Raw genomic sequence first — 22,231 nt, forward strand, 5'->3', positions numbered from 1 at the left:
CGCCGGCCGGCACTATGCCTGCCCAATACTCGCCAGAACCACTGCTCCCTTCCGCCGCGGGAGTAGTCGCTCCCGAAGAGGTCCGCCGTCTCAGTCGTGTCAATGAGTCGAATGCGGGCAGCGTTTTCACGTCGGGAAGTGCGCCAGTCCCGTATCTGCCTTCCACGCCGCAGCCGGTCCGAACCACCTCGTCAGCGCGTTAGCGAGTTCGTGTTGGCGCTGATCTCCCACCCAGGCCACGTGCCCGTCGGGCCGCACCAGCACGGCGCCTGGTGCTGCGACTTGTCCGATCGCCGGAAGCTGCCACGGGCCGTCGCAATCGGCGTAAATGCGATCGATGCGATCTGCCCAGGGCGCGATGTCGAGGCCGCCTGTCTTGCTGAAATTGAGCAGCAAGCCCCGCGCGCCATGTAGCAGCGTGAACAATCGCAGCGGTCGTCCGTCGATCGTGAGATCGAGATCGGGCATGCGGCGCCCGAGCAGTGGATGTCCTTTGCCCAGATCATAGTGCACGTCGAGCCCGCTCATCATCGCGCCAAAACGCTGGCGCGGCTCGTCCATCGCGAGCAGCTCCGCCACGATGTCGCGCGCGGCCTTGAGGCCGTCCTCGCCACGGCGGAGCAGGGCGATTTGCGCCATGGTGTTGCGTAGCACGCGCGCGGCGACGGGATGGCGCTCGGCACTGTAAGTGTCGAGCAGGCTTTCGGGGGATATGCCTTTGACCGCCTGCGCGAGCTTCCAGCCGAGATTGACCGCGTCCTGCACGCCGATGTTGAGGCCTTGTCCGCCGACGGAATGATGGATATGCGCGGCATCGCCGGCGAGCAGCACGCGTCCCTTGCGATAGAACACGGCCTGCCGTGCTGCATCGGTGAAGCGGGAGATCCAGGACGGGCTGTGCAGTCCGAAGTCGGTGCCGTACACGGCGACGAGGGCCTCGCTGAGATCGCGCAAGCCGGGTTCTCCGGTGCGGTCGAGCGTCGCTTCGGTCAAGACCACCAGCACGCGTCCGCTCGTGGTCTTGCTGAGGCCGTGAAAGCCGAGCGCATCGTGGCGCAGGCCCCAGGCCGGCTCGCAAGCCGGTTTTTGGCGCATTTCGACCTCGGCCATGAGGTTGCTCAGCGTCGGATCGGAGCCGGCGAACTCGATGCCGGCGGCCTTGCGCACCAGGCTGCGGCCGCCGTCACAGCCGACCAGATAGTTTGTGCGCAAGGTCTCGCCGTCGGAGAGCGTCAGGTCGATGCCGGTCTCGTCCTCCGCGAAGCCCGTCACCTCCAGGTTTCGATAGATCGGCACAGCGAGCTCTTCGACCCAGCCGGCCAGGATGCGCTCGATATGGCTCTGCCGCAGTGCGAGCCCGTAAGCGTGCCGGGCGGGAAGGTCGCTGATGTCGAGCGTGGTCCAGGCGAAGCCGGCGAGCTGGGTGATCTGTCCTTCGCGCAGGAAACGATCCGCGACGCCGCGCTGGTCGAGGATCTCGATGCTGCGCGCGTGCAAGCCGCCGGCGCGCGTGCCTGATAGATCCTGGTTGGCGCGCCGTTCGACCACGGCGACGTCGACATTCGCGAGCGCGAGCTCCGCGGCCAGCATCAAGCCGGTCGGGCCACCGCCGACGATCACCACGGCGTGGTCGGTCGCGTCGCCGGCGCGGGCCGGTGTGGTGTGGCCGTGCGGCCGGGACGTCGGATGCAATACGGACATGTGGTGACCCCCTCGAGTTTGGATATTGTTCGGGTCGAGGGTTCTACGGCAGGGCCGGGGGCTTGAAGCAAGCCCGTTGCACACCACATATCTGAGTAGGAGAGGAAATCCCCCTTCCGCGTTCGCCACGTTGACACATCGGGCAAAACACCGGCAGAATGGCATCATCGAGATGCGTGCCGCCCGCGGGAGCGGCCTAGTCATCCTTCGACAAATCGCCGGGCTTGGTGGGAAGGTCGATGGTGCCGCCGTCGCCGTGCACGAGATCGCGGCCCTTGTCCTCCGTCTCGCCGGCGTCTTCAACGATGGCCTCTCGCGTGTTGCGCTCCTTGTCGATGCGCGGCTTTTGTCTTGGAAGATTTCGCGACGTCTGTTGGGACGTAGTGTTGCGTGTCATCTGCCGGTCCTCCTGATCGCCTAACGCAGCCTTGGCGAATTCGTTCGTTTGACACGTCGGGCAACACACCGGCATGATATCATCGAGACGAGTTGGTTCACCCGCGCGGAAAACATCCACCGCGGGTTTTTTTGTCTTGATTTCGAGATCGGACGGCGGTGGCGCATTGCGGCCACGCACTCGTCGAACCTCGAGCGCCGATCGGCGCGCCGTTGGTGCTCGACGGCCCCTATGCGGAGACCAAGGAGCAGTTGCTCGGCTTCTACATCGTCGATTGCAAGAACCTCGACGAGGCTCTCGATGTTGCGCGCGACCTCGGATCGGCCAATCCCGGCGGCGCCTATGAGGTGCGTCCGGTCGGCGTGTTCAGGCCCGGAGGGAATCTGACGTGAGCGAGGCCGATACCGCCTGGATCGAGACCGCGCTGACCTCGGCGCGCCCCCAGGCGGTCGGCGCGCTGCTGCGCTATTTCCGCGATCTCGACACCGCCGAGGAGGCCTTCCAGAACGCCTGCCTGCGCGCGCTCAAGACCATCCGCGGCGTCGTGCCGCCGTCGTCCGAACCATTGCTGGCCGTGCACGCGCGAACGTGCCGGTCGCGGCGCTGGGCATTTGCTCGCGCCGCTGCGGTCTCCGGAGCCAATCTGGTTGTGTCCTTCTACTTCGCTAACCGCGGCTTCGAAAATGTCGCAAGGATCATCAAGCGGTGAAAATGCCAGATGATGAAATCAGGGCAATCGTTGCCGAGACGCTGGCCGAGCAACACAGGCTTCAGCAGGCGAGTATCGATGCGATCGTATTGAGGAAGGTGGCATCGGTGCTGGCCTCTTTTGGAATCGAGGATGACGACCGAAAGGAGCTAAGGGCTGATTTTCAGCACCTACGCCGATGGCGAACGAGCGTGGAGCAGGCGCAGAGCTACACCTTCAAGGCCGTCATTACAGTGATCGCCACCGGCCTGATGGGTGCGGTTTGGCTAGGCGTCAAGGTCGTGCTCGGCAAGTGAGCCTCAACCGCGACGACATTGCTGCACTTCCACTCACGTCATTCTTCGCCAATGGACCGTCTCATGTACAGAATTCGCATTGTCGATGCATCCGATGACGACATCGCCGAGACATTGGCCGATCTGCATCAGTTGACGTTCTTCGATGCGGCTGCCTTGCCACAATTCGAGTTAGGGGCGTGGTGCTTGCCTATCACGGCGATGAGGCGGTAGCCTTCGCCGGTGTCGTGCCCTCAACGCACATTCGAAATGGCGGCTATTTCTCCAGGGTCGGTGTGTTGCAGCGGCATCGGGGACGTGATCTTCAGTGCAGGCTGATGCAGGTGATCGAGGCGAGGGGACGGCGTATTGGATGGGACAGCATCGTCTCGGATACGACGGACAATCCGGTGTCTGCCAATAATTTCATCCGGGCGGGCTATCGGCTCTTTTAGCCCCAAGTGCCCTGGGCTTGGTCGCATACGCTTTACTGGCGAAAGCGGCTTCGCAGAGCGAATGGAGCCAGGTTTCCCGCGGTGCGACACGTGATTCGCGCAACGTAAGATGGTTCGCGCTAGATGAAGCGCAGGACGAAACTCCAAGGGCCCGGCAGCTTGACAGCTGCCGGGCCCTTTTGCGTATTCGAGCGATGCGGGTGAAGCACTTGCGAAGTCAGCGGTGGCGCGCTTTAAGTTTGCTCTCGCAGGAAATTCGGCGACCACAAGCCGATGTAAGGGAGCTCGATCGATGCCCACCAAGCCACAACTGCCGGAACGTTCGCCGCGGACGACGGGAGGGCTGACCGCACTCGATGGTCTACTGGTCGTTGATTTTACGCGTGTGGTTGCCGGCCCGGCCTGTACGCAGACGCTTGCCGATTTCGGCGCGCACGTCATCAAGATCGAGAATCCGGACGGTGGCGACGACACGCGTGCGTATGAACACGCCGAGATCGGTGGAGAGAGTGCTGCCTATCTCAGCTTGAATCGCAACAAGCGCGGCATCGCGCTCGACCTGACCGTACCGGAGGCTCGTGAGATTGCGCTGGATCTGATTCGCAAGGCCGACGTCGTCGTCGAGAACTTTTCCAGCGGGGTCATGAAGAAATTTGGCCTCGATTATGAAGCTGTTGCACCGCTCAATCCGCGGCTGGTGTATTGCTCGATCTCCGCCTACGGGCGCACCGGACCGTTTGCCTCGCGTCCCGGTTTTGATCCGATCACGCAGGCGGAAAGCGGCTTCATGTCGCTTAACGGATTTGCCGATGGACCGGCGGTTCGCACCGGCCCGCCCATCGTGGACATAGCGACGGGGATGTCTGCCTGCAACGCCATCCTGCTGGCGCTGTTGGCGCGGGATCGGCTCGGTCGCGGCCAGCATGTCGAGGTCGCCCTGTTCGACATCGCCATGGGCATGACGAGCTTCTACGGCATGGCTTATCTGATCAATGGCGAGAACCCTGGGCGGTTCGGTAATTCGCCGAGCGGGTCTCCCACCGTCGGCGTCTACGAGGCCTCCGATGGGCCGCTCTACATCGCGTGTGCCAACGACCGGCTCTATCGCAGGCTGGTCGTCGAGGTGCTGAACAGGCCTGATCTCATAACCGATCCGCAGTTTGCAACGCGCAAAGCCCGCTCTGAGAACAAGGAGCTTTTGCGAGCAGCCATCGCGGAGGTCTTTGCAAGCGATACCCTCGAGAGCTGGATGGCGAAGATGAAGCTCGCCAATATCCCGGTCGGCTATCTCCGGACGGTCGAGGAGGGGTTCAATGCACCGGAGGCGCGAGAGCGCCATCGCTTGAGCCGGATTCCGCATCGTACGGCAGAGTGGGTCCCGAACATCGAGCCACCTATTGCCATGAGCCTGACCGGTTCGGTTGATCCTGTGGCTGCTCCGCTGCTGGGCGAGCACACGGAGCAGGTTTTACGTGATACGCTCGGTTATGATGAGTGCCGAATATCGCAGTTCACCCAAAGGGGTGTCTTTGGCTCAGGTAAGCCATCGGCGTCGGTTTGAGCCTGAGGGGCTGATCCTGCAGGCCAAGCCTGGCGCGGTTCGCAGTTCTCGGCGTCGCAATACCGCCTTCGCGACATCGCATCCTTCCCGGGCGGCCGGGTTCAGGGCGACCATACCCAGCGGGCGCCGCCTCGGCTTGATTTGGCAAAAGTCTCGCCTCATAACTGCGTGAAAGCGAGGGATGCCAATGGCGCCTGGTCAAGAGCCGAGCGTGGGTCAGCCCGCGGGGGCGCAATCCGATGAACGTGCCCATGCGGCAATGGTCGCGAAGGCCCGGGCGCTCGTACCACGGCTGCGAGACCGCGCGGCACAAACGGAAGAGCTGCGGCACCTGCCGCCGGAGACCGAACTGGACCTGCACGAGGCCGGCCTGTTCCGGATGCTCCAGCCCAGGCGCATTGGCGGCGCAGAACTCGACTATGTCGCCTTAATCGATTGCGCGGACCTCCTCGGACAAGCAGACGCGTCAGTGGCGTGGAATCTGGCCAATCTGGCGAGCCATCACTGGATGCTCGGCATGTTCGAGCCGACGGCGCAGGATCTGGTCTGGGGCCGAGATCCGGACGCGCTGATCGCATCCTCGTTCATATTTCCCGCCGGACGCGCCACGAGAGTGGAGGGGGGATACCGGCTCCATGGCAGCTGGCCGTTCTCCTCGGGCGTTGCCTCCTGCGCATGGAACATGCTCGCAAGCGTGGTTTACTCCGACGATGAGGCAGACGGCATCGAGTATCGGATATTTCTGCTGCCGAAAGCCGACTACAAGGTCCTTGATACCTGGAATGTCGCGGGACTGCGCGGCACAGGGTCTTGCGACGTGGAGGTCAGGGACGTTTTCGTGCCCGACTACATGACGGTCGCGGTGGGCGATCTTGCCGGCGGTCCGACTCCGGGAAGCGAGCTCAATCCTAATTCGCTGTATGCGCTCCCCGTGTTCGCGCTGTTTCCTTACGTCCTCTCCGGCGTCGCGCTGGGGAACGCGCAGGCGTGTCTCGACGATTATGCGGAGGTCGTCCGTCATCGCATTTCCACCTACAACCACGCCAAGCTGAGCGACTTTCAAAGCACCCAGATCAAGATCGCAGAGGCCTCGGCGAAGATCGACGCCGCACGCTTGATCATGCGCTCGGCCTGTCTGAATGCCATGGAGGATGCGCGGCGCGGTCATGTCCCCGATATGGCGACCAAGACCAGGTACCGGCGCGACGGAGCTTATTCAGTAAACTCCTGCACGGATGCGGTTTCGATGCTGTTTGCCGCGAGCGGAGCGCGGGGTTTGTTCACGACGGGCGTGTTGCAGCGGCAGTTCCGCGATGCGCACGCGATCAACTCGCATCTCGCGTTCAATTTCGATGCGGCCGGGACCAATTATGGACGCGTGGCGCTGGGCCTGCCGTCCGAGAATCTCACGCTTTGAGGCCGGCCGATGAATGATCTGCCGAAGCAACCGGCCGTTCCCGATCCAGCCAACGAATTCGCGAACGACAGCTCGCCGATCGATCCCCGTGATTTTCGCAGCGCGCTTGGCACCTACGCTACGGGCGTGACGATCATCACGGCCGCGGCGCCTGATGGCAAGCCCTATGGCCTGACGTGCAATTCGTTCGCCTCGGTCTCCCTGAATCCTCCGCTGGTTCTTTGGAGCCTGGTCGTCTATTCGTCCAGTTTGACCATCTTCCAGAACGCCAGTCATTTCACCGTCAATGTGCTTGGCGCTTCGCAACAGGCGCTTGCGAGCAAATTCGCCAAGTCGTCGGATGACAAGTTTACCGGTGTTGACTGGACGCCGGGCCTCGGCAACGCGCCGGTGCTCGCCGAGAGCGTCGCCAATTTTCAATGCCGCTCGGTCAATCGCTATTACGGCGGCGACCATGTGATCTTTCTCGGTGCAGTCGAGGCCTACGCTTACAATGCGACGGAGCCGCTGCTGTTCGCGCGGGGCGCCTTTGGTCGATTTCTCGCCGACGACGAGCCCAAGAAGTTACCCTAACGTGCTTCAGCTCGCGCTGGACAGTTCAGCGCTCCCGCGCCGAAAGCTTGTAGATTTCGAGTGCATCCGCATCCGCACCTCGCGCGGCCTTGGCGAGCCTGAAAAGTTGTCCCGCAAGCGAAGCCATGGGCACCGGCGTTGACGTCGTCTGCGCGACATCGGCGACCGTATCGAGGTCCTTGAGCATTGTAGCGATGTGACCGAGCGGCGGTGAGTGAATGCCCTGGACCATGCGCGGCACGAACAGCTGAAGCGGAATGGAGTCCGCGAAGCCGCCGGCGAGTGCTTCGGGTAACCGGTTGGCGTCGATTCCGGCGTTCACGGCAAGGCGCGTTGCTTCGGCAAGCACAGCCATCGCGCATCCGACAATCACCTGGTTGCAGAGCTTTGTAGTCTGGCCGGCGCCGGTCGGGCCCATGTGGGTGAACCTGCATGCCATAGCGAGCACATAGGGCCGAACCCTCTCGATGTCGCCTGCTTCTCCGCCGGCCATGATCGCAAGGGTGCCTTCCTCGGCGCCCTTGGTGCCGCCAGACACTGGCGCATCGACCCAACTCGCGCCGTTCGAAGCTTTCAGTCGCGCTGCAAGGTCCCGTGCGGCGTCAGGATGGATCGATGAAAAGTCGACCACGAGCTTCCCTGTTCCGGCAGCGGTTGAAACGCCTTCAAGCCCGAAGATCACCTCTTCGACGGCGGCGGCATCGGTCACGCACATGAAGACGATGTCCGAGCTCTCCATCAAGTCGCGCGGGGTGGCTGCGCATTTGGCGCCGGCCTCGACGAGCGCGGCCACCTTCGCTTCCGAACGGTTCCAGACCGTGACCTGATGGCTGGTCTCGAGCAGGCGCCGGGTCATGGGTGTCCCCATCAGTCCAAGGCCGAGATAGCCGAGCCGCTCGACGCCTTGCGGGTTTGTCCTGCTCGCTTCAGCCATAGGTTGCCTCCATCCGTCGCTCTGCGACGCTGCATTACCATACATGGCGCATGCCACGACGAAACCGCCCGGCCCGCATGGCTTGCTTGATTGTTTGAACCATGAAACATTTGCGGCGGTCGGATTGGATGGCGCTGGTCGGTGCCGGAGCAGCGGAGTGGGCACGATGCGAACCGTTTCGAAGTGGATCCTGGCTTTGGGGGCGGCAGCGGCCGTGAGTGCGAGTGCAGGCTCGTCATGGGCGCAGCAGACGATCCGTGTCGGCTGGACGATTCCGGCTGAGGAATCCAAGTACTGGATGATGCGCCGACCGGCTGAGTTTCCCAATATCGGCAAGACCTACAACATCGAATGGACCCAATTTCAGGGCACCGCTCCGATGACGCAGGCATTGGCGGCCGGCGCGCTGGATTGCGCGACGCAGGCGCCGCTGTCGCTCGCCAACGGCGTGGTCGGCGGCAACCTCAAGGCCTACATTGTGGCGCAGCACGTCTTCGAGAAGCCCGGCGGATTCTCGGTCTACTGGGCCGTCATGGACAACTCCCCGATCAAGTCAATCGCCGATCTCAAAGGCAAGACGGTCGGGATCTCCGTGATCGGCGGCGGCACGCAAGGCCCGTTCAATCTGCTGCTGAAGCAGAATGGCGTCGATCCGGCCAAGGACATCAAGCTGGTCGAGGTCGGCTTTGCCATTTCTGAAGATGCGCTGCGGCAGGGCCGTGTCGATGCGGTCAACATGAACCAGCCGTTTGCCGCGCGCGCGGAGGCAAAGGGCGGCACTCGCAAACTCTTCTCGCTGTCGCAGGCCATGCCAAACATCGTGCATATCCTGGAAGCCTGCCGTGCGGATTTCGTCGACAAAAACCCGGAGCTGGTGAAGGCTTACGTGCGTGACATCACCTCCGGCATGAAGAAAGTGCTGGCCAACCGCGAAGAGACGTTGAAGGTGGTCAACGAAGTCCTGAAGGCACCTATTCCGGTTCTCGAGACCTATCTGCTCAAGGACAATGATTTCGGCCGCGATCCGGGTGCGGCACCGAATTTCCCTGCGATCCAGAAGATGCTGGACATCTACGCGGAGACAGGGATGCTACCAAAATTGGATGTCGCGCAATTCAAGCATTCGACGATTGTCGCTCCTTTGCAATAGGCGATAGGGCGAACGATCCGAGCGAGGAGGTCGCGGCGTGAAGATCCACGTATGAAGAAGTTGCGATCACGGATCACGACGGACGGCCTCGATCGGGCCCCGCACCGCGCGTTCATGCGGGCCATGGGGCTCGACGACGCTGCGATTGCCAAGCCGATGGTGGGCGTCGTCAGCATGAAGGGCGAACAGACGCCCTGCAACATGACCCACGACTTCCAGGTCGCGGCGGCCAAGACGGGCATCGAGGAGGCCGGCGGGACGCCGCGCGAGTTTTCGACCGTGTCGGTTTCCGACGGCATCAGCATGAATCACGAGGGGATGAAGTTCTCCCTGTTTTCGCGGGAGCTGATTGCCGATTCGATCGAAGCCGTCGTCCATGGTCTCGCCTACGATGCGCTGATCGGATACGGCGGATGCGACAAGACGCTTCCCGGCGTGATGATGGGGATGGTCCGGTGCAACGTGCCGTCCATTTTCATCTATGGCGGTAGCTCGCTGCCGGGCCGTGTGGACGGGCGGACCCTGACCGTGCTCGACTCCTATGAGGCTGTCGGCAGCTTCATGACCGGAGAGATCGACGGCGCCACGCTCGAGCGGATCGAGCGCGCCTGCCTGCTGACCATCGGCGCGTGCGCCGGCCAGTTCACCGCGAACACCATGGGGATGGTGTCTGAAGCGATGGGCCTGACCATTCCCAACGTGTCGATGGTGCCGGGCGTTTATGCCGAGCGCGCCCAGATTTCGCGGGGCGCCGGACGCCTCATCATGGAGATGCTGGAGCGCGGCGGGCCGTTGCCGCGCGACATCGTGACGCGGAAATCCCTGGAAAACGGTGCGGCAATCGTGGCTGCCACGGGTGGTTCGACCAATGCTGCGCTGCATCTGCCGGCGATGGCGAACGAGGCCGGGATCGCATTCACGATCGATGATGTCGGCGAGGTTTTTGCCAGGACGCCGCTGATCGGAAACCTGCGACCTGGAGGCAAATATACGGCGAAGGATGTCTACGATATCGGCGGCGCCGCCGTGGTGATCCGGGAGCTGATCCAGAGCGGGCATATTGATGGCAGTTGCCTGTCCGTCACGGGGCGTACCCTCACCGAAGAATATGGCGCCGCCAACGCACCCGACGGAGAGGTCGTTTACGCGGCTCGGGCGCCAATCATGCCCGATGGCGGCGTGGCAGTGCTGAAGGGAAACCTCTGTCCTGATGGCGCGGTGATCAAGGTCGCGGGCTTGAAGAGCCAGATGTTCGAAGGTGTGGCGCGCATCTTCGAAGACGAAGAAGCTTGTGTCGCAGCGGTTCGCGACCGCAGCTACAGTGCGGGCGACGTGCTTGTGATCCGCAATGAAGGGCCGGTGGGCGGTCCGGGCATGCGCGAGATGCTTGGCGTCACCGCGTTGATTTATGGACAGGGCATGGGCGAGAAGGTGGCCCTGATCACGGATGGACGATTCTCTGGCGCCACTCGCGGAATGTGCGTCGGCTATGTGTCTCCCGAAGCCTTCGTTGGCGGTCCGCTGGCGCTGGTTCGCGATGGCGACAAGATCCGGATTGATGCTGCAAATCGGCGGATGGATGTGCTCGTCGACGAGCAGGAACTCACTGCTCGCCGGCACAATTGGAAGCCGCGTCCGCCTCGTCACCGTGCTGGCGCCCTCGCGAAATATGCGCGATTGGTTGGCCAGGCGCCAGGCGGTGCTGTCACGCATGAAGGGCCCGCAGAATGGCCCTGGTTCGAATGACGCGGCGCACCTGCTCGGAAACAGCCGGTAGTCTGGCAAGTTTCTTGCTAAGCTCGTGCCGCTGACGGGGACGTTCAGCGAGTCTGTTGCGCAGGATTCGCGCGAGTGAAGTGAGACGGGATGAAGGTAGTGCCTTCGAGATCGAGCGAATGGGTGAGGCCGGTGAGGCCGCAAAAATCGGCTTCTGCAATCATCGAGATCGAGCGCGTCTCGCAGGTTTTCCAGACCTCGACGCGCAAGGATCATGTGGCGCTATCGGACATCTCGCTGACGATCGACGAGGGAGCCTTCGTCTCCATCCTTGGTCCGTCCGGCTGTGGCAAGTCGACCCTGCTTTACGTCGTCGGCGGCTTCGTCAGCCCGACCAGCGGCTCAGCAAAGATAAAGGGACGGACAATCACGGGGCCAGGGCCGGATCGCGGTCCGGTGTTTCAGGAATTCGCGTTGTTTCCGTGGAAGACCGTGCTGGGTAACGTGATGTATGGCCCGCGTCAGCAGGGCGTGCGGGCTACTGAGGCGGAAGCGCAGAGCCGGGCCCTGATCGAGATGGTCGGGCTCAAGGGCTATGAGGGCTTCTATCCCAAGGAATTGTCCGGCGGCATGAAGCAGCGCGTGGCACTGGCCCGGACGTTGGCTTACCATCCAGAGGTTCTGTTGATGGACGAGCCGTTCGGTGCGCTCGATGCTCACACCCGGACGCGCCTGCAGAACGATCTGCTGAACATCTGGGAGCGTGATCGCAAGACGGTGCTGTTCGTCACCCATTCGGTGGACGAGGCCGTCTTCCTGTCGGACAAGGTCGTCATGATGACGACATCGCCCGGCCGCATCCGCGACATCATCGACATCGACCTGCCGCGGCCACGCCGGCGTAACGAGCTGCTGCTTGACCCGCGCTACCAGAAATACGTCGTCGATATCGAGCGGATGTTCGACGAGAGCGACCTAATTGGGTCTTCGTCATGATATCGCCTGCTGTCTTGGCGAGACGTGCTGCCCCGGTGCTTGCCTGCATCGGATTGCTCGCAATGTGGCAGGTGGCGTCGCTCGCGCTGAAGAATGACAGCTTTCCAACGGCGATCGAGGCGATCCGGGCGATTCCGGACATTCTTGGCGACAGGGAATCGCTGATCAATATCCTGGCCTCGCTGCGCCGCATGGCGATCGGGTTCGGCATAGCGGTATTGATCTCGATTCCGCTGGGCCTGTTGATGGGCCGCAGCCGGGCCGTTGCGGCCTTCTTCAATCCGCTGCTGATGATCATCTATCCGGTGCCGAAGGCGGCCTTGATGCCGATCATCATGCTGTGGCTGGGCGTCGGTGATGTCACGAAGACGCTGGTGATCTTTCTGGGCGTCAGCCTGCCCGTGATCTATCACAGCTTCGAGGGCGCCAAGGCAGTGGAAGAAAAAATGCTCTGGTCGGGCGCCGCGATGGGTCTTTCACCTGCGCAACGGCTGGTCCGGATTGTGCTGCCGGCGGCGCTTCCGGAAATTCTGACCGGGTGCCGCACGGGACTCGTGCTGGCGCTGATCACGATGATCACCAGCGAGATGATTGCCCGCCAGTCGGGCGCCGGCAATATCCTGTTCAACGCGCTCGACATGGGCCAATACGACACCGTCTTCGCGATGATCATTATCGTTGGGGCGATGGGAATCTGCCTGGATGCGATCTTCGAGCGGATTCGCGCAAGGCTGGTGCGGTGGTCCGAGCCTCAGTTCGACATGCCGCTGAGCTTCTCATGACATCGCGCCTTCACTCCACAAGCATCATCCTCGGGCTCGCGCCAATCGTGCTGGTGCTCGCGCTGTGGCAGGGCCTCGTATCATTTGGCTTTGCGCCTGCAGTCTTGCTGCCGCCGCCGGGATACGTCTTCGGCCGGCTGCTCCAGCAACTTTTGACCTGGACGTTCCAGCAGGATATCGCGGCGACCCTGATCAGGTTGTTTGCCGGCTTCGCGATTGCGGTCGTGCTCGGTGTCAGCTTCGGCATCGCCGCTGCCGCCAATCCGGCCATCAACGCCGTGGTTCGGCCGATCGTTCGCGTATTGGCGCCGTTGCCCAAGGTTGCGCTTTATCCGGCACTTCTGTTGCTGCTCGGCTTCGGACACGGATCGAAGATCACGCTGGTGGCGGCAGACGCACTCTTTCCCATTTTGCTCTCCACCTATTACGGCGCGTCGACCGTGGAGCAGAAGCTGATCTGGTCGGCCATGGCGGCGGGAACGCCGCGCTATGAGATCCTGTTCAAGGTGGTGCTGCCGGCGGCGATGCCGTCGATCCTGACCGGTTGCCGGATCGGCCTTGTCATTTCCTGCATCGTGGTGTTTCTGGCCGAGATGATCACATCGACGGATGGGCTCGGACATGCGCTCGTCACGGCGGCCCGGACTTTTCAGGCCGTCGATATGTTCGTGCCGCTGATCACGATCTCGCTGCTGGGGTTGATCCTGAATGGTCTGCTGGGGGCCGTGCGCGCGTACCTGCTGCGGGGTTTCCCCGAAGCATGAACTGCGAAGAAGAAACCAGAAGACGGGAGTAGACCATGCTGGCTGATCGCATTGAAGCTAAATGGATCGACGCATTTTGCGAGATCTTTGAACGATGCGCCGTCAAGGCCGGCGATACCGCCGCGATCCTCTCGGAAACCCAGTCTCGTGCGTTGAATGTTCATCTGGCGGAGCTCGCGCTGCTGCGGATGGGCGCGCGGCCGTTTCACGTGGTTATGCCGACCCCGCGTAACCGGAATATTGTTCCGGTTCGCTCAACGGGGGCGAGTGAGGCGATCCAACGGCTCGGGCCGGTCATCACCGCGCTTCAACAGGCCGGCTTTGTGGTGGATTGCACCATCGAGGGTCTGATGCATGCCGTGGAGACACCAGAGATCCTCAAGGCCGGTGCGCGCATCCTGGTGATCTCCAACGAGCATCCCGAGGCGCTGGAGCGGATGGTGCCGGATCCGGCGCTGGAGAAGCGCGTTCGCGCAGCGGCGAAGATGCTGCGCGGGACCAAGCGGATGCGGGTGACGTCAAAAGCCGGCACTGCGCTCGACGTCGATATGGTCGGCGCGTCCACGGTCGGCGTGTGGGGGTGGACGGACAAGCCCGGTACGTTGGCGCATTGGCCCGGCGGCATCGTTGTCAGCTTTCCCAAGAGCGGAACGATCAATGGCACGCTGGTGATGGCGCCCGGCGACATCAACCTGACCTTCAAGCGTTACCTGACATCTCCGGTGAAGATGACACTGAAGGACGATTATGTCGTCGAGCTCGACGGCGAGGGCACGGATGCCGCGATGATGCGTGCCTATCTCGCGGCCTGGGGCGATCGGGAAGCCTATGCGGTATCCCATGTCGGTTTCGGCATGAATCCGGGCGCGCGCTACGAGGCGCTGTCGATGTATGACCAGCGCGATACCAACGGCACGGAGATTCGCGCCGTCTCCGGCAACTTCCTGTTTTCGACCGGGGCCAATGAATTCGCCGGCCGCTACACGGCGGGCCATTTCGATCTGCCGATGATGGGGACGACGATTGAGCTCGATGACGTCGCAGTGGTGCGTGAAGGGGTGCTTCAGGACGTCTTCGGCTAGAGCGTTTTCGAGCGAAGTGGATACCGGTTCGCGTGAAGAAAACGCGTCAAAACAAGAATCTAGAGCTTCGATTCTGATTCAATCAGAACCGATAATGCTCTAGCCGCGATCGAGCACCGGCGGACGCGCCAGGTCGAGGTGCCGGAGCAGGTCGACCATGGCCTGAAGCCGCTTCACCCGATAGGCGTCGACGTCCATACCTGAATAATCGAGAAAGCCTGCGCCTGTGCGCAGGCCGATCCGGCCTTCGTGCATATTGCGGGTAATGACGTCCGGCGCGCGATACCGGTCACTGCCAAGTGCGTCCTCGAGATACCGGCTGGCGTAGTACAAAATGTCGCCGCCGCCCCAGTCGATGAATTCGAGCAGCCCGAGCACGGCGTAGCGGAAGCCGAAGCCGTAGCGGATCGCCTTGTCGATCTCTTCGGCGCTGGCGACGCCTTCCTCGACCATGCGCGCGGCCTCGTTCATCGCGAGCGCCTGGATGCGCGGAACGATGAAGCCGGGCGTCGCCGCGCAGACCACCGGCACCTTGCCGATGCCTTCGAGCAGCGCCTTGACCTCGTCGATGATGGCAGGATCGGTAGCCTTGCCAGGCGAAACCTCGACCAGCGGTATCAGATAGGCCGGATTGAGCCAGTGCACGTTGAGGAAGCGTCGGGGATTCACGATGGCACCTGAGAGATCGTCGACGAGAATGGTCGACGTCGTTGAGGCGATGATCGTATCCGGGCCGATCTGCTTTGAAGCCGCCCCCAGGATCTCTCTCTTCAGTTCGACGACTTCGGGGACGCCCTCAAAGACTATTCCCGCGTCGGATAGTGCAACACCGCTCTGGCTGGCCGGCACCACCGAGATCCGTGCGATGAGCGGATCGACATCCGCCTCGGTCACTAGCCCCAGCTTCGACAGGCTGGCAAAGGTCTTCCTGACCTCGCCGAGCGCGTCAGCCTCCAGCCTGGCGAAATCTTCCGTTGAGCGGGCCTTGATGTCGATCATCGTGACCGTATGCCCCGCGTAGGCGAACGCGACGGCGATGCCGCGGCCCATGCGGCCGGCCCCGAGACAGGCAATGTTAGCTCGGCTGGTCATCGGTCAAAATCCCTTGCGAAGCAGCGTCTGCAGTTCGGCCTTGCCGAGATTGCCGAGCCCCAGCGTCTCGAGCGTCCGACCGCCTTGCGCAAAATCGTCACCGCAGACTGCGCCACCGATGGCCAGGAACGCCTTGGCCAATGGCGTGGCCACGCCCGCCAGGCCGGCGACGGAGACCAGCAGCGATAGCCCAAGCCGCAAATCTTCACGCATGTAGCGATGCTCCCTCAGCACGATCCGCTCGCGCCAGTCACCGGAATCGGTCAGCCGGTCATGCGAGCCGCGCCCATACATCCAGATCTCGCCTTCCCTCGCATAATGATGGGCGAGCGGAAAATGCGGTGCGCCATATCCGAGTGCCTCACGCACGGCGATCCGCTCGGCATCGAGTGCATCCGTAACTCGGCGAATCGCGGCTTGCGTTCCTTCCTTGTGGATGTCCCACCGCTCGAAATGCTCGATCGGGCCCGCATTCATCACGATCAGAGGCGGATGGATAATCGGGCCCGCGTTCATCAGCGCGCCGGAGAGAGCATCTCCGCACGGCTCGACCGCGCCGGGGAAAGCCTGTCCAATCACCTCAAGTGCATGCGGCGCTTGATCGAGCGGGAAAACGCCGACCGGAAGTCGCTTGGCGCGGATGGTGATCGCGACCTCGAATGGCCCGTGCTTGCGGGTCAGCCAGGGTAACGTCCCGGTCTCAGCAAAGCTCGGCTTGGCGCGATTGTCCGCATCCCGCGCAGCCTGTGCGAAGATCATCGAGCCGAACGTCGCCGGCGGCAGAAACACGACCTGTCCATCTCGTAGATGTGGAGCAAGCAGCCGCGCAATGTCGGGCTGCGCGAAGGCAGGTGCAGGGCACAGGATCAGCTCTGCGCCGTCGACCGCTTCGGCAATGTCGGCCGTTACCACCGCGAGCTTGACGTCGTGAGGACCGTTATGATCCTTCACCAGGATGCGCGAGCCGGCGGCGCGATGGGCTGCGACCTGATTCGCGTCGCGGCGCCAGAGCCGGACCGCATGTCCCGACAGCGCAAAATCGCCCGCGGCCGCGAAAGAGCCGTTCCCCCCGCCTAGAACCGCAATCTTCAAGATGCTTCTCCTCGCGTGCGCGATTGCGCATCAAGCTGCTTCAGCAGAAAATGCTGGACCTTGCCCAGCGCAGTGCGCGGCAGGTCGGTAACGAAAACGATCTCGCGCGGAACCTTGTAGCGCGCGAGTTGTGCCTGAAGATGCACTTTCAACTCGTCTGCTTCCAGTCGACAGCCGGATCGCTGAATCACATAGGCGATTGGCACTTCGTCCCAACGCGGATCGGGCCGGCCGATCACGGCGCATTCGCTGACATCGGGGTGTTCGAGCAGGACGCGCTCGACCTCTGCAGGGTAGACATTCTCGCCGCCGGATATGATCATGTTTTTCTTGCGGTCGCGGACCCAGAAATAGCCGTCCGCATCGCACAGGCCGATATCGCCGGTGCGATACCAGCCGTCGTGCAGCGCATCGCGCGTGGCGTCCGCATTGCTCCAATATTCGAAGAACACGTTGGGGCCGCGAACCGCGATCTCGCCCGGCGCGCCCGCCGGCATCTCGTTGCCGGCCTGATCAATCACCTTCGCTTCGCAGCACAGGCCGGCAAGTCCCGTCGATCCCGCGCGCGAGAGATCGCCACCAAGCCGAGTGTAGACTGCGATGGGACAAGTCTCCGTCGAGCCGTAGACCTGAAGCACCGGGACGCCACGGGCGACGAAGCGGTCGATCAGATGCGGCGGCACGATGGTCGAGCCGGTCGTGACGGCCTTGAGTGACGAAAGATCGGTCGTGGCCCAGGCGGGATGCTCGCTTACGGCCTGGATGATCGCCGGCACCATCACGGTCAGTGTCGGTCGTTCCCGTTCGACGGCTGCAAGCGCAGTGTCCGGCGTGAAGCGCGCGTGAACCGTGACCGTCGCGCCTAGCTGGAGCGCCGGCGTGGTTTGAATGTTGAGGCCGCCGACATGGAAAAACGGCAGCAGCGTCAGCACATGGTCATCGGACGTCATGTTGTGCATGTGCTGGCTCATGACGCCGTTCCAGAACAGCGCCTCCTGGCGCAGCACCGCGCCTTTGGGCCGTCCGGTCGTTCCTGACGTGTAGACAATGAGGAGCGGGCAGGAGAGATCAGTGTGCGGGTTGCGGCCGGTGCCCCGGCTTCGAGCCAACAGGTTTTCGAACGTCGTGCCGCGAGGCGGCTCGAAGTCGAGCCCGACAATTGCAGTCTCCTCAAGCTCGGCAAGAACCCCCTCAAATGCCTGCTCGAGCACCAAAACCTTGGCGCCGGCATCGGTGAGGATGAAAAGCTGCTCGGCGATAGCGAGCCGCCAGTTCAGGGGCACCAGCATCGCGCCGAGCCGGGCGCAGGCATAGAGCAGAACCAGATAGTCCGGCCGGTTCAGGCTGAGGATGGCAACGCGGTCGCCCCGGCCTACGCCGAGCTCCTGCTTCAATGTCGCCGCGCTCCGCTCGATCCGTGCGGCGAACGCTGCATAGCTCAACCGCTCGCCTTCAAAGGCAATGGCTGTCTTGTCTGGCGCGAACGCCGCGTTGCGATCGATCAGACTACAGAGGTCCACCGTCAGTCGTCCGTTTCGCCGGCCTCGTATAGCGCTTCGCGTCCGATCCGGTCGAGGCAGAGCTCGGCTGTCCAGGGCAGCATCAGCGAGCCGCAGCGGCTGTCTCGATAGATGCGCTCGAGCGGCAGCGAGCGGAGCATGGCTTGGCCGCCGCAGGTCCGGATCGCGAGTGTAGCGAGCTCGTTGGCGCCCTCCATCACCGAATATTGCGCGGCATAGGCGCGCAGCACCTGCTCCTTGCTCGGATTGGCGCGGGCCTCGGTGACGGCCTGGAACCAGATCGCCTTGATCTGCTCGAGCTTGATCTGCATCTGCGCGACCGCAATTTGCTTGGTCGGATACATCCGGCGCTTGACCGGCGGCATGCCCGGTATTTCGCCGCGCAGATATCGCACGGTGAAGTCATAGGCGGCTTGCGCAAGGCCCATATAGGTCGGCGACAGCGTCAGGAACATGTGCGGCCAGCGCATCGCGGCCTGGAAATAGACGCCCCGCGGCATCAGCGCCGAATCTCCCGGCACGAACACGTCCTTGAACAGCAGCGTGCGCGAGACCGTTCCGCGCATGCCGAGCGGATCCCAGTCGCCGACGACCGAAACGCCTTCCGATTTTGCGGGGATGGCGAGGTAAAGCGTATTGCGGCGCGAAGCCTTTTCGCCTTCCTCGATCTCGGTGCAGAGCACGCCGTAATAGTCCGCATGTCCGGAGAGCGATGCAAAGATCTTCTTGCCGTTGACGATCCAGCCGCCTTCGGCCGGCCGTGCTTCCGTGCCGAAAGCGACGCCGCCTGCCGCTGCCGCACCACCCTCCGAGAAGGGCTGCGAATAGATCGCGCCATCCTCGACGATGCGCTTGTAATGGACTGCACGCCGGCGCTCGTGCTCGGCGCGGGTCTCAGCGTCCATGTCGAGATCGTCGGCGAGCGGGCCCGACCATAGCGTCGAGCAGACATGCATGTTCCAGGTGAGCGCAGTCGCGCCGCAATAACGGCCGATTTCGGCTGCCGCCAAAGCGTAGGTCTGGTAGTTTGCGCCGAGCCCGCCATGTTTCTTGGGGACGGCAATGCCGAGCAGGCCGACGCGATGCAGGTCGCGATAATTCTCGGACGGGAAGATCGCCTCGCGGTCGTAAGTCGCGGCGCGGCCAGCGAACACGCTCTGGCCGATCTCGCGCGCCCGCGCGATGATGCCGGCTTGTTCGTCGCTCAGGCGGAACGCGACGGGATCGAAGATCGGCGCATCGAGCGCGACCTTGTCGGTTGCGCCGATATTCTTGCTGACTTGCATGGTCATGGCGCAGTTACCCTACGTTTTGGTCGCGACGGAGTTCAGGAACCTGCCGAGGGCCCCGTCAAAGGCATCGGGGCGCTCAAGGTTCGCAAGATGGCCGGCACCGGCCAACTCGACATATTCGGCAGATGGAATGTAGGTCGCCGTCTTCGCCATCATGGCGGCCGGCGCGTTGTTGTCCCTGGAGCCGGACAGCAGCAGCGTCGGGATGGAAATGTCCTTGAGGGTGACTCGCTGATCGAATCCAATCAAGGCCAGCATCATGGCGCGATAGCTCGCCTCGGGCACGCTTGCCATGCACTCGCGTGCGAGCTCCATTCCCTTGGGATCAGGATCGTCGCCCACGAGTTCCTCCACCAGAGAGGGCGCCAGCGACTTCATCGTTTCTCCACGATCGAGCGGTCCTAGGCGTGCGGCGATAAACGATTTCTGCCAATCGCCATCGGCCTTGCCGAAGGCCGGGCTGGTCTGCGCCAGCACGACTGCGCGCGCCAGTTTTGGGGATTGCACCAGCCATTTCTGGACGATCATGCCGCCGATGGAATGGCCAACCAGAATGGGCCTGCTCGCACCAAGCTGCTCGATGAATTGCTGGAGCGCATCGGCCAGGGCAGCGATGCTGACGCTGGCGAGCGGCGCCGATCCGCCATAGCCCGGCATGTCCCACGCAATCGTGTAGAAGCGGTCGCCGAATGTAGCAAGCTGCTGCCGCCAGGCCCGTGCCGCACCGCCGATGCCGTGCAGGAAAATCAGAGGCGTCGCGCCCGGATCGCCGGCGGCTTCATAGGCGAAGCGGCCGTCCTTTGTTATCATTGGCGCAGGCTGCGACACGCGACATCCTTTTGCTCGGCCCTTCGATGCTAACAGGCCTGTGAGGGATGGGAAGAGATAATTTTATACTTAAAGCAATTTTTGGGCCGGTCGTTGGCGTGCAGTTGTTCGCGGTGCCAAGTCGAGCCTTGTTTGCAAAAGTTTGAAGGTTAAAATATATCCAAGGAGCGATCAGCAGAATGCAAGGAAGCCAGCGCATGTCCGGATTACCGCATTCGCCGCACGCGCTGGTGACCGGTGGCGGTCGCGGCATCGGTCGCGCCATCGCGGCAGCGCTCGTCGAGGCCGGCGCCACGGTGACGGTGCTTGGCCGGAACGCCGCGACGCTTGAAGAGGCCGTCAGTGCAGGAGCTGCGCATTTTGCAGCCGTCGCCGACGTCTCGAACGAAACCTCTTTGAAGGCCGCCATCGCTGAAGCGAGCGCGCGGCAGCCGATCGACATTCTGATCGCCAACGCGGGAAGTGCCGAGTCCGCGCCGTTCTTCAAATCCGACAGCGCCCTGTTCGCGCGCATGATGGACGTCAATTTCATGGGCGTGGTCCATGCCATCAGCGGTGTGCTGCCCGGGATGAAGGATCGCCCCTACGGGCGCATCGTCGCGATCGCGTCGACGGCCGGGCTCAAGGGCTATGCCTACGTCAGCGCGTACACTGCGGCCAAGCATGCTGTGGTCGGTCTCGTGCGGTCCCTCGCTATCGAGATGGCTGGCAGCAGCGTAACCGTAAACGTGGTGTGCCCCGGTTTCACCGACACGGATCTTGTCGCCGGCAGCATCGAGAACATCATGAAAAAGACGGGGCGTAGCCGCGAGCAAGCCATTGCCGAGCTCGCGAAACATAATCCGCAGGGGCGGCTGATCTCTCCTCAGGAGGTCGCGGATGCCGTGGTCTGGCTGTGCGGCGAGGGCGCCGGCGCAATCACGGGGCAGGCGATCGCTGTTGCCGGTGGTGAAATCTAGCGCGTATGGCGCAGGCGCGGAACAGAGAAGCAAAGGAGATCGCATGAGCAGGCCAGCCAATCCCGTGACCTTACCGCTCGCGGACTATTCGCCGCAGCACTTCCTGCTGGCCATAGTCGACGGTGTCGCGACAGTCACGCTCAACCGTCCCGAACGGAAGAATCCGCTGACCTTCGAGAGCTATCGCGAACTCACCGATTTCTTTCGCGCTTGTGCGTTCGATGATGCGGTCAAGTCCATCATCGTGACAGGCGCCGGTGCCAATTTCTCGTCCGGCGGCGATGTGTTCGAGATCATCGGTCCGCTCGTGAAGATGGACACCAAGGGGCTGACCGCGTTTACGCGGATGACCGGCGATCTCGTCAAGGCGATGCGGGCTTGCCCGCAGCCGATCGTTGCCGCGGTCGAGGGTATCTGCGCCGGCGCGGGCGCGATCATCGCCATGGCGTCGGACATGCGGCTTGCTGCGAGCGGGACCAAGGTCGCATTCCTCTTCAACAAGGTGGGCCTTGCTGGTTGTGACATGGGCGCCTGCGCGATCCTGCCGCGGATCATCGGACAGTCCCGCGCCTCCGAGTTGCTCTACACCGGCCGGTTCATGACCGCGGAGGAGGGCGAGCGCTGGGGCTTCTTCAGCCGTATCGTCACGTCGGAGCAGGTGCTGCCCCAGGCACAGCTGCTGGCCAAGCAGATTGCGGAGGGACCGACCTTCGCCAACACCATGACCAAGCGGATGCTGGCCATGGAATGGGCGATGTCGGTGGAGGAGGCGATCGAGGCGGAAGCTGTTGCTCAAGCGCTGTGCATGACGACGGCGGATTTCGAACGGGCCTTCGAGGCCTTCGCCAACAAGGTCAAGCCGGTCTTCAGGGGCGACTAAGCCGGGCTTTGCCGGCATCCTACCGCAATGGGGACTTGCGCGGAATTAGTTTAGGC

The 22,231-nt window shown here is 62.8% G+C and carries 20 protein-coding genes and 3 pseudogenes; 15 read left to right on the forward strand and 8 right to left on the reverse strand.

Going from position 1 to position 22,231, the window contains the following annotated elements; translation table 11 throughout:
- Positions 1-126: 126 nt before the first annotated feature.
- Positions 127-1,701 (reverse strand): FAD-dependent monooxygenase, encoded by a 1,575-nt coding sequence (locus ABIB06_RS07990; protein ID WP_354045136.1) that lies wholly within the window; start codon positions 1,699-1,701, stop codon positions 127-129.
- 196 nt (positions 1,702-1,897) lie between these two features.
- Positions 1,898-2,098, reverse strand: coding sequence for a hypothetical protein (locus ABIB06_RS07995; RefSeq protein ID WP_247350676.1), 201 nt, complete (start codon positions 2,096-2,098; stop codon positions 1,898-1,900).
- 209 nt (positions 2,099-2,307) lie between these two features.
- Between ABIB06_RS07995 and ABIB06_RS08000 the strand changes: the two are divergent.
- The 7 genes and pseudogenes from ABIB06_RS08000 to ABIB06_RS08030 form a co-directional block, all read left to right on the forward strand.
- A pseudogene (locus tag ABIB06_RS08000) lies at positions 2,308-2,490 on the forward strand (YciI family protein); the annotation flags it as partial.
- Positions 2,487-2,651 (forward strand): annotated as a pseudogene (locus tag ABIB06_RS08005) (RNA polymerase sigma factor); the annotation flags it as partial. The pseudogenes ABIB06_RS08000 and ABIB06_RS08005, both read left to right, overlap by 4 nt.
- 152 nt (positions 2,652-2,803) lie before the next feature.
- Positions 2,804-3,103 carry a hypothetical protein gene (locus ABIB06_RS08010; RefSeq protein WP_354045135.1) on the forward strand — a complete coding sequence of 100 codons (300 nt, stop codon included), beginning with the start codon at positions 2,804-2,806 and terminating at the stop codon, positions 3,101-3,103.
- A gap of 63 nt (positions 3,104-3,166) precedes the next feature.
- Positions 3,167-3,537: pseudogene (locus ABIB06_RS08015) on the forward strand (GNAT family N-acetyltransferase).
- 292 nt (positions 3,538-3,829) lie between these two features.
- Positions 3,830-5,098: a CaiB/BaiF CoA transferase family protein gene (locus ABIB06_RS08020; RefSeq protein ID WP_354045133.1), complete on the forward strand. Its 1,269-nt coding sequence runs from the start codon at positions 3,830-3,832 to the stop codon at positions 5,096-5,098.
- 187 nt (positions 5,099-5,285) lie between these two features.
- Entirely contained in the window at positions 5,286-6,515 is a 1,230-nt protein-coding gene (locus tag ABIB06_RS08025) for an acyl-CoA dehydrogenase family protein (RefSeq protein ID WP_354045131.1), read from the forward strand.
- A gap of 9 nt (positions 6,516-6,524) precedes the next feature.
- Positions 6,525-7,088, forward strand: a complete 564-nt coding sequence (locus ABIB06_RS08030) for a flavin reductase family protein (RefSeq protein ID WP_247443809.1) — start codon at positions 6,525-6,527, stop codon at positions 7,086-7,088.
- A 25-nt stretch (positions 7,089-7,113) separates the two neighbouring features.
- Here ABIB06_RS08030 and ABIB06_RS08035 read toward each other — a convergent pair whose 3' ends face one another.
- Entirely contained in the window at positions 7,114-8,022 is a 909-nt protein-coding gene (locus ABIB06_RS08035) for an NAD(P)-dependent oxidoreductase (RefSeq protein WP_354068676.1), read from the reverse strand.
- Positions 8,023-8,188: 166 nt separating this feature from the next.
- On the opposite strand from ABIB06_RS08035, the gene ABIB06_RS08040 reads away from it, so the two are divergent.
- The 6 genes from ABIB06_RS08040 to ABIB06_RS08065 all read left to right on the forward strand — a co-directional run bounded on the left by ABIB06_RS08040 (position 8,189) and on the right by ABIB06_RS08065 (position 14,512).
- Positions 8,189-9,172, forward strand: coding sequence for an ABC transporter substrate-binding protein (locus ABIB06_RS08040; RefSeq protein ID WP_354045592.1), 984 nt, complete (start codon positions 8,189-8,191; stop codon positions 9,170-9,172).
- 51 nt (positions 9,173-9,223) lie between these two features.
- The gene (gene ilvD, locus ABIB06_RS08045) at positions 9,224-10,918 is read left to right on the forward strand and encodes a dihydroxy-acid dehydratase (RefSeq protein WP_354045127.1); all 1,695 of its coding nucleotides are present in this window, start codon (positions 9,224-9,226) and stop codon (positions 10,916-10,918) included.
- A gap of 120 nt (positions 10,919-11,038) precedes the next feature.
- Complete coding sequence (locus ABIB06_RS08050; protein ID WP_354045125.1) at positions 11,039-11,884, forward strand: ABC transporter ATP-binding protein; 846 nt, start codon at positions 11,039-11,041, stop codon at positions 11,882-11,884.
- Entirely contained in the window at positions 11,881-12,666 is a 786-nt protein-coding gene (locus ABIB06_RS08055; RefSeq protein ID WP_354045123.1) for an ABC transporter permease, read from the forward strand. Before ABIB06_RS08050 ends, ABIB06_RS08055 begins: the two co-directional genes overlap by 4 nt.
- The gene (locus ABIB06_RS08060; RefSeq protein WP_354045121.1) at positions 12,663-13,430 is read left to right on the forward strand and encodes an ABC transporter permease; all 768 of its coding nucleotides are present in this window, start codon (positions 12,663-12,665) and stop codon (positions 13,428-13,430) included. Before ABIB06_RS08055 ends, ABIB06_RS08060 begins: the two co-directional genes overlap by 4 nt.
- A 35-nt stretch (positions 13,431-13,465) precedes the next feature.
- The gene (locus ABIB06_RS08065; RefSeq protein WP_354045119.1) at positions 13,466-14,512 is read left to right on the forward strand and encodes a 2,5-dihydroxypyridine 5,6-dioxygenase NicX family protein; all 1,047 of its coding nucleotides are present in this window, start codon (positions 13,466-13,468) and stop codon (positions 14,510-14,512) included.
- A gap of 99 nt (positions 14,513-14,611) precedes the next feature.
- Here ABIB06_RS08065 and ABIB06_RS08070 read toward each other — a convergent pair whose 3' ends face one another.
- Genes ABIB06_RS08070 through ABIB06_RS08090 form a run of 5 tightly spaced genes read right to left on the reverse strand, consistent with a single transcriptional unit; the run spans position 14,612 to position 20,318 of the window.
- Positions 14,612-15,604, reverse strand: coding sequence for a 3-hydroxybutyryl-CoA dehydrogenase (locus ABIB06_RS08070; protein ID WP_354045117.1), 993 nt, complete (start codon positions 15,602-15,604; stop codon positions 14,612-14,614).
- A gap of 3 nt (positions 15,605-15,607) precedes the next feature.
- The gene (locus ABIB06_RS08075) at positions 15,608-16,696 is read right to left on the reverse strand and encodes an NAD/NADP-dependent octopine/nopaline dehydrogenase family protein (RefSeq protein WP_354045115.1); all 1,089 of its coding nucleotides are present in this window, start codon (positions 16,694-16,696) and stop codon (positions 15,608-15,610) included.
- Positions 16,693-18,216, reverse strand: coding sequence for a class I adenylate-forming enzyme family protein (locus ABIB06_RS08080; protein WP_354045113.1), 1,524 nt, complete (start codon positions 18,214-18,216; stop codon positions 16,693-16,695). Before ABIB06_RS08080 ends, ABIB06_RS08075 begins: the two co-directional genes overlap by 4 nt.
- Positions 18,217-18,218: 2 nt before the next feature.
- Positions 18,219-19,508 carry an acyl-CoA dehydrogenase family protein gene (locus ABIB06_RS08085; RefSeq protein ID WP_354045111.1) on the reverse strand — a complete coding sequence of 430 codons (1,290 nt, stop codon included), beginning with the start codon at positions 19,506-19,508 and terminating at the stop codon, positions 18,219-18,221.
- Positions 19,509-19,520: 12 nt separating this feature from the next.
- On the reverse strand, positions 19,521-20,318 hold the full coding sequence (locus ABIB06_RS08090; protein WP_354045109.1) for an alpha/beta fold hydrolase: 798 nt from the start codon (positions 20,316-20,318) through the stop codon (positions 19,521-19,523).
- A gap of 215 nt (positions 20,319-20,533) precedes the next feature.
- Between ABIB06_RS08090 and ABIB06_RS08095 the strand changes: the two genes are divergently transcribed.
- Both ABIB06_RS08095 and ABIB06_RS08100 read left to right on the forward strand, forming a co-directional pair.
- Positions 20,534-21,295: an SDR family NAD(P)-dependent oxidoreductase gene (locus ABIB06_RS08095; protein ID WP_354045107.1), complete on the forward strand. Its 762-nt coding sequence runs from the start codon at positions 20,534-20,536 to the stop codon at positions 21,293-21,295.
- A gap of 43 nt (positions 21,296-21,338) precedes the next feature.
- On the forward strand, positions 21,339-22,175 hold the full coding sequence (locus tag ABIB06_RS08100) for an enoyl-CoA hydratase family protein (protein WP_354045105.1): 837 nt from the start codon (positions 21,339-21,341) through the stop codon (positions 22,173-22,175).
- Positions 22,176-22,231 lie beyond the last annotated feature (56 nt).

The sequence above is a fragment of the Bradyrhizobium sp. LB8.2 genome, from assembly GCF_040548035.1.
GTDB lineage: Bacteria > Pseudomonadota > Alphaproteobacteria > Rhizobiales > Xanthobacteraceae > Bradyrhizobium.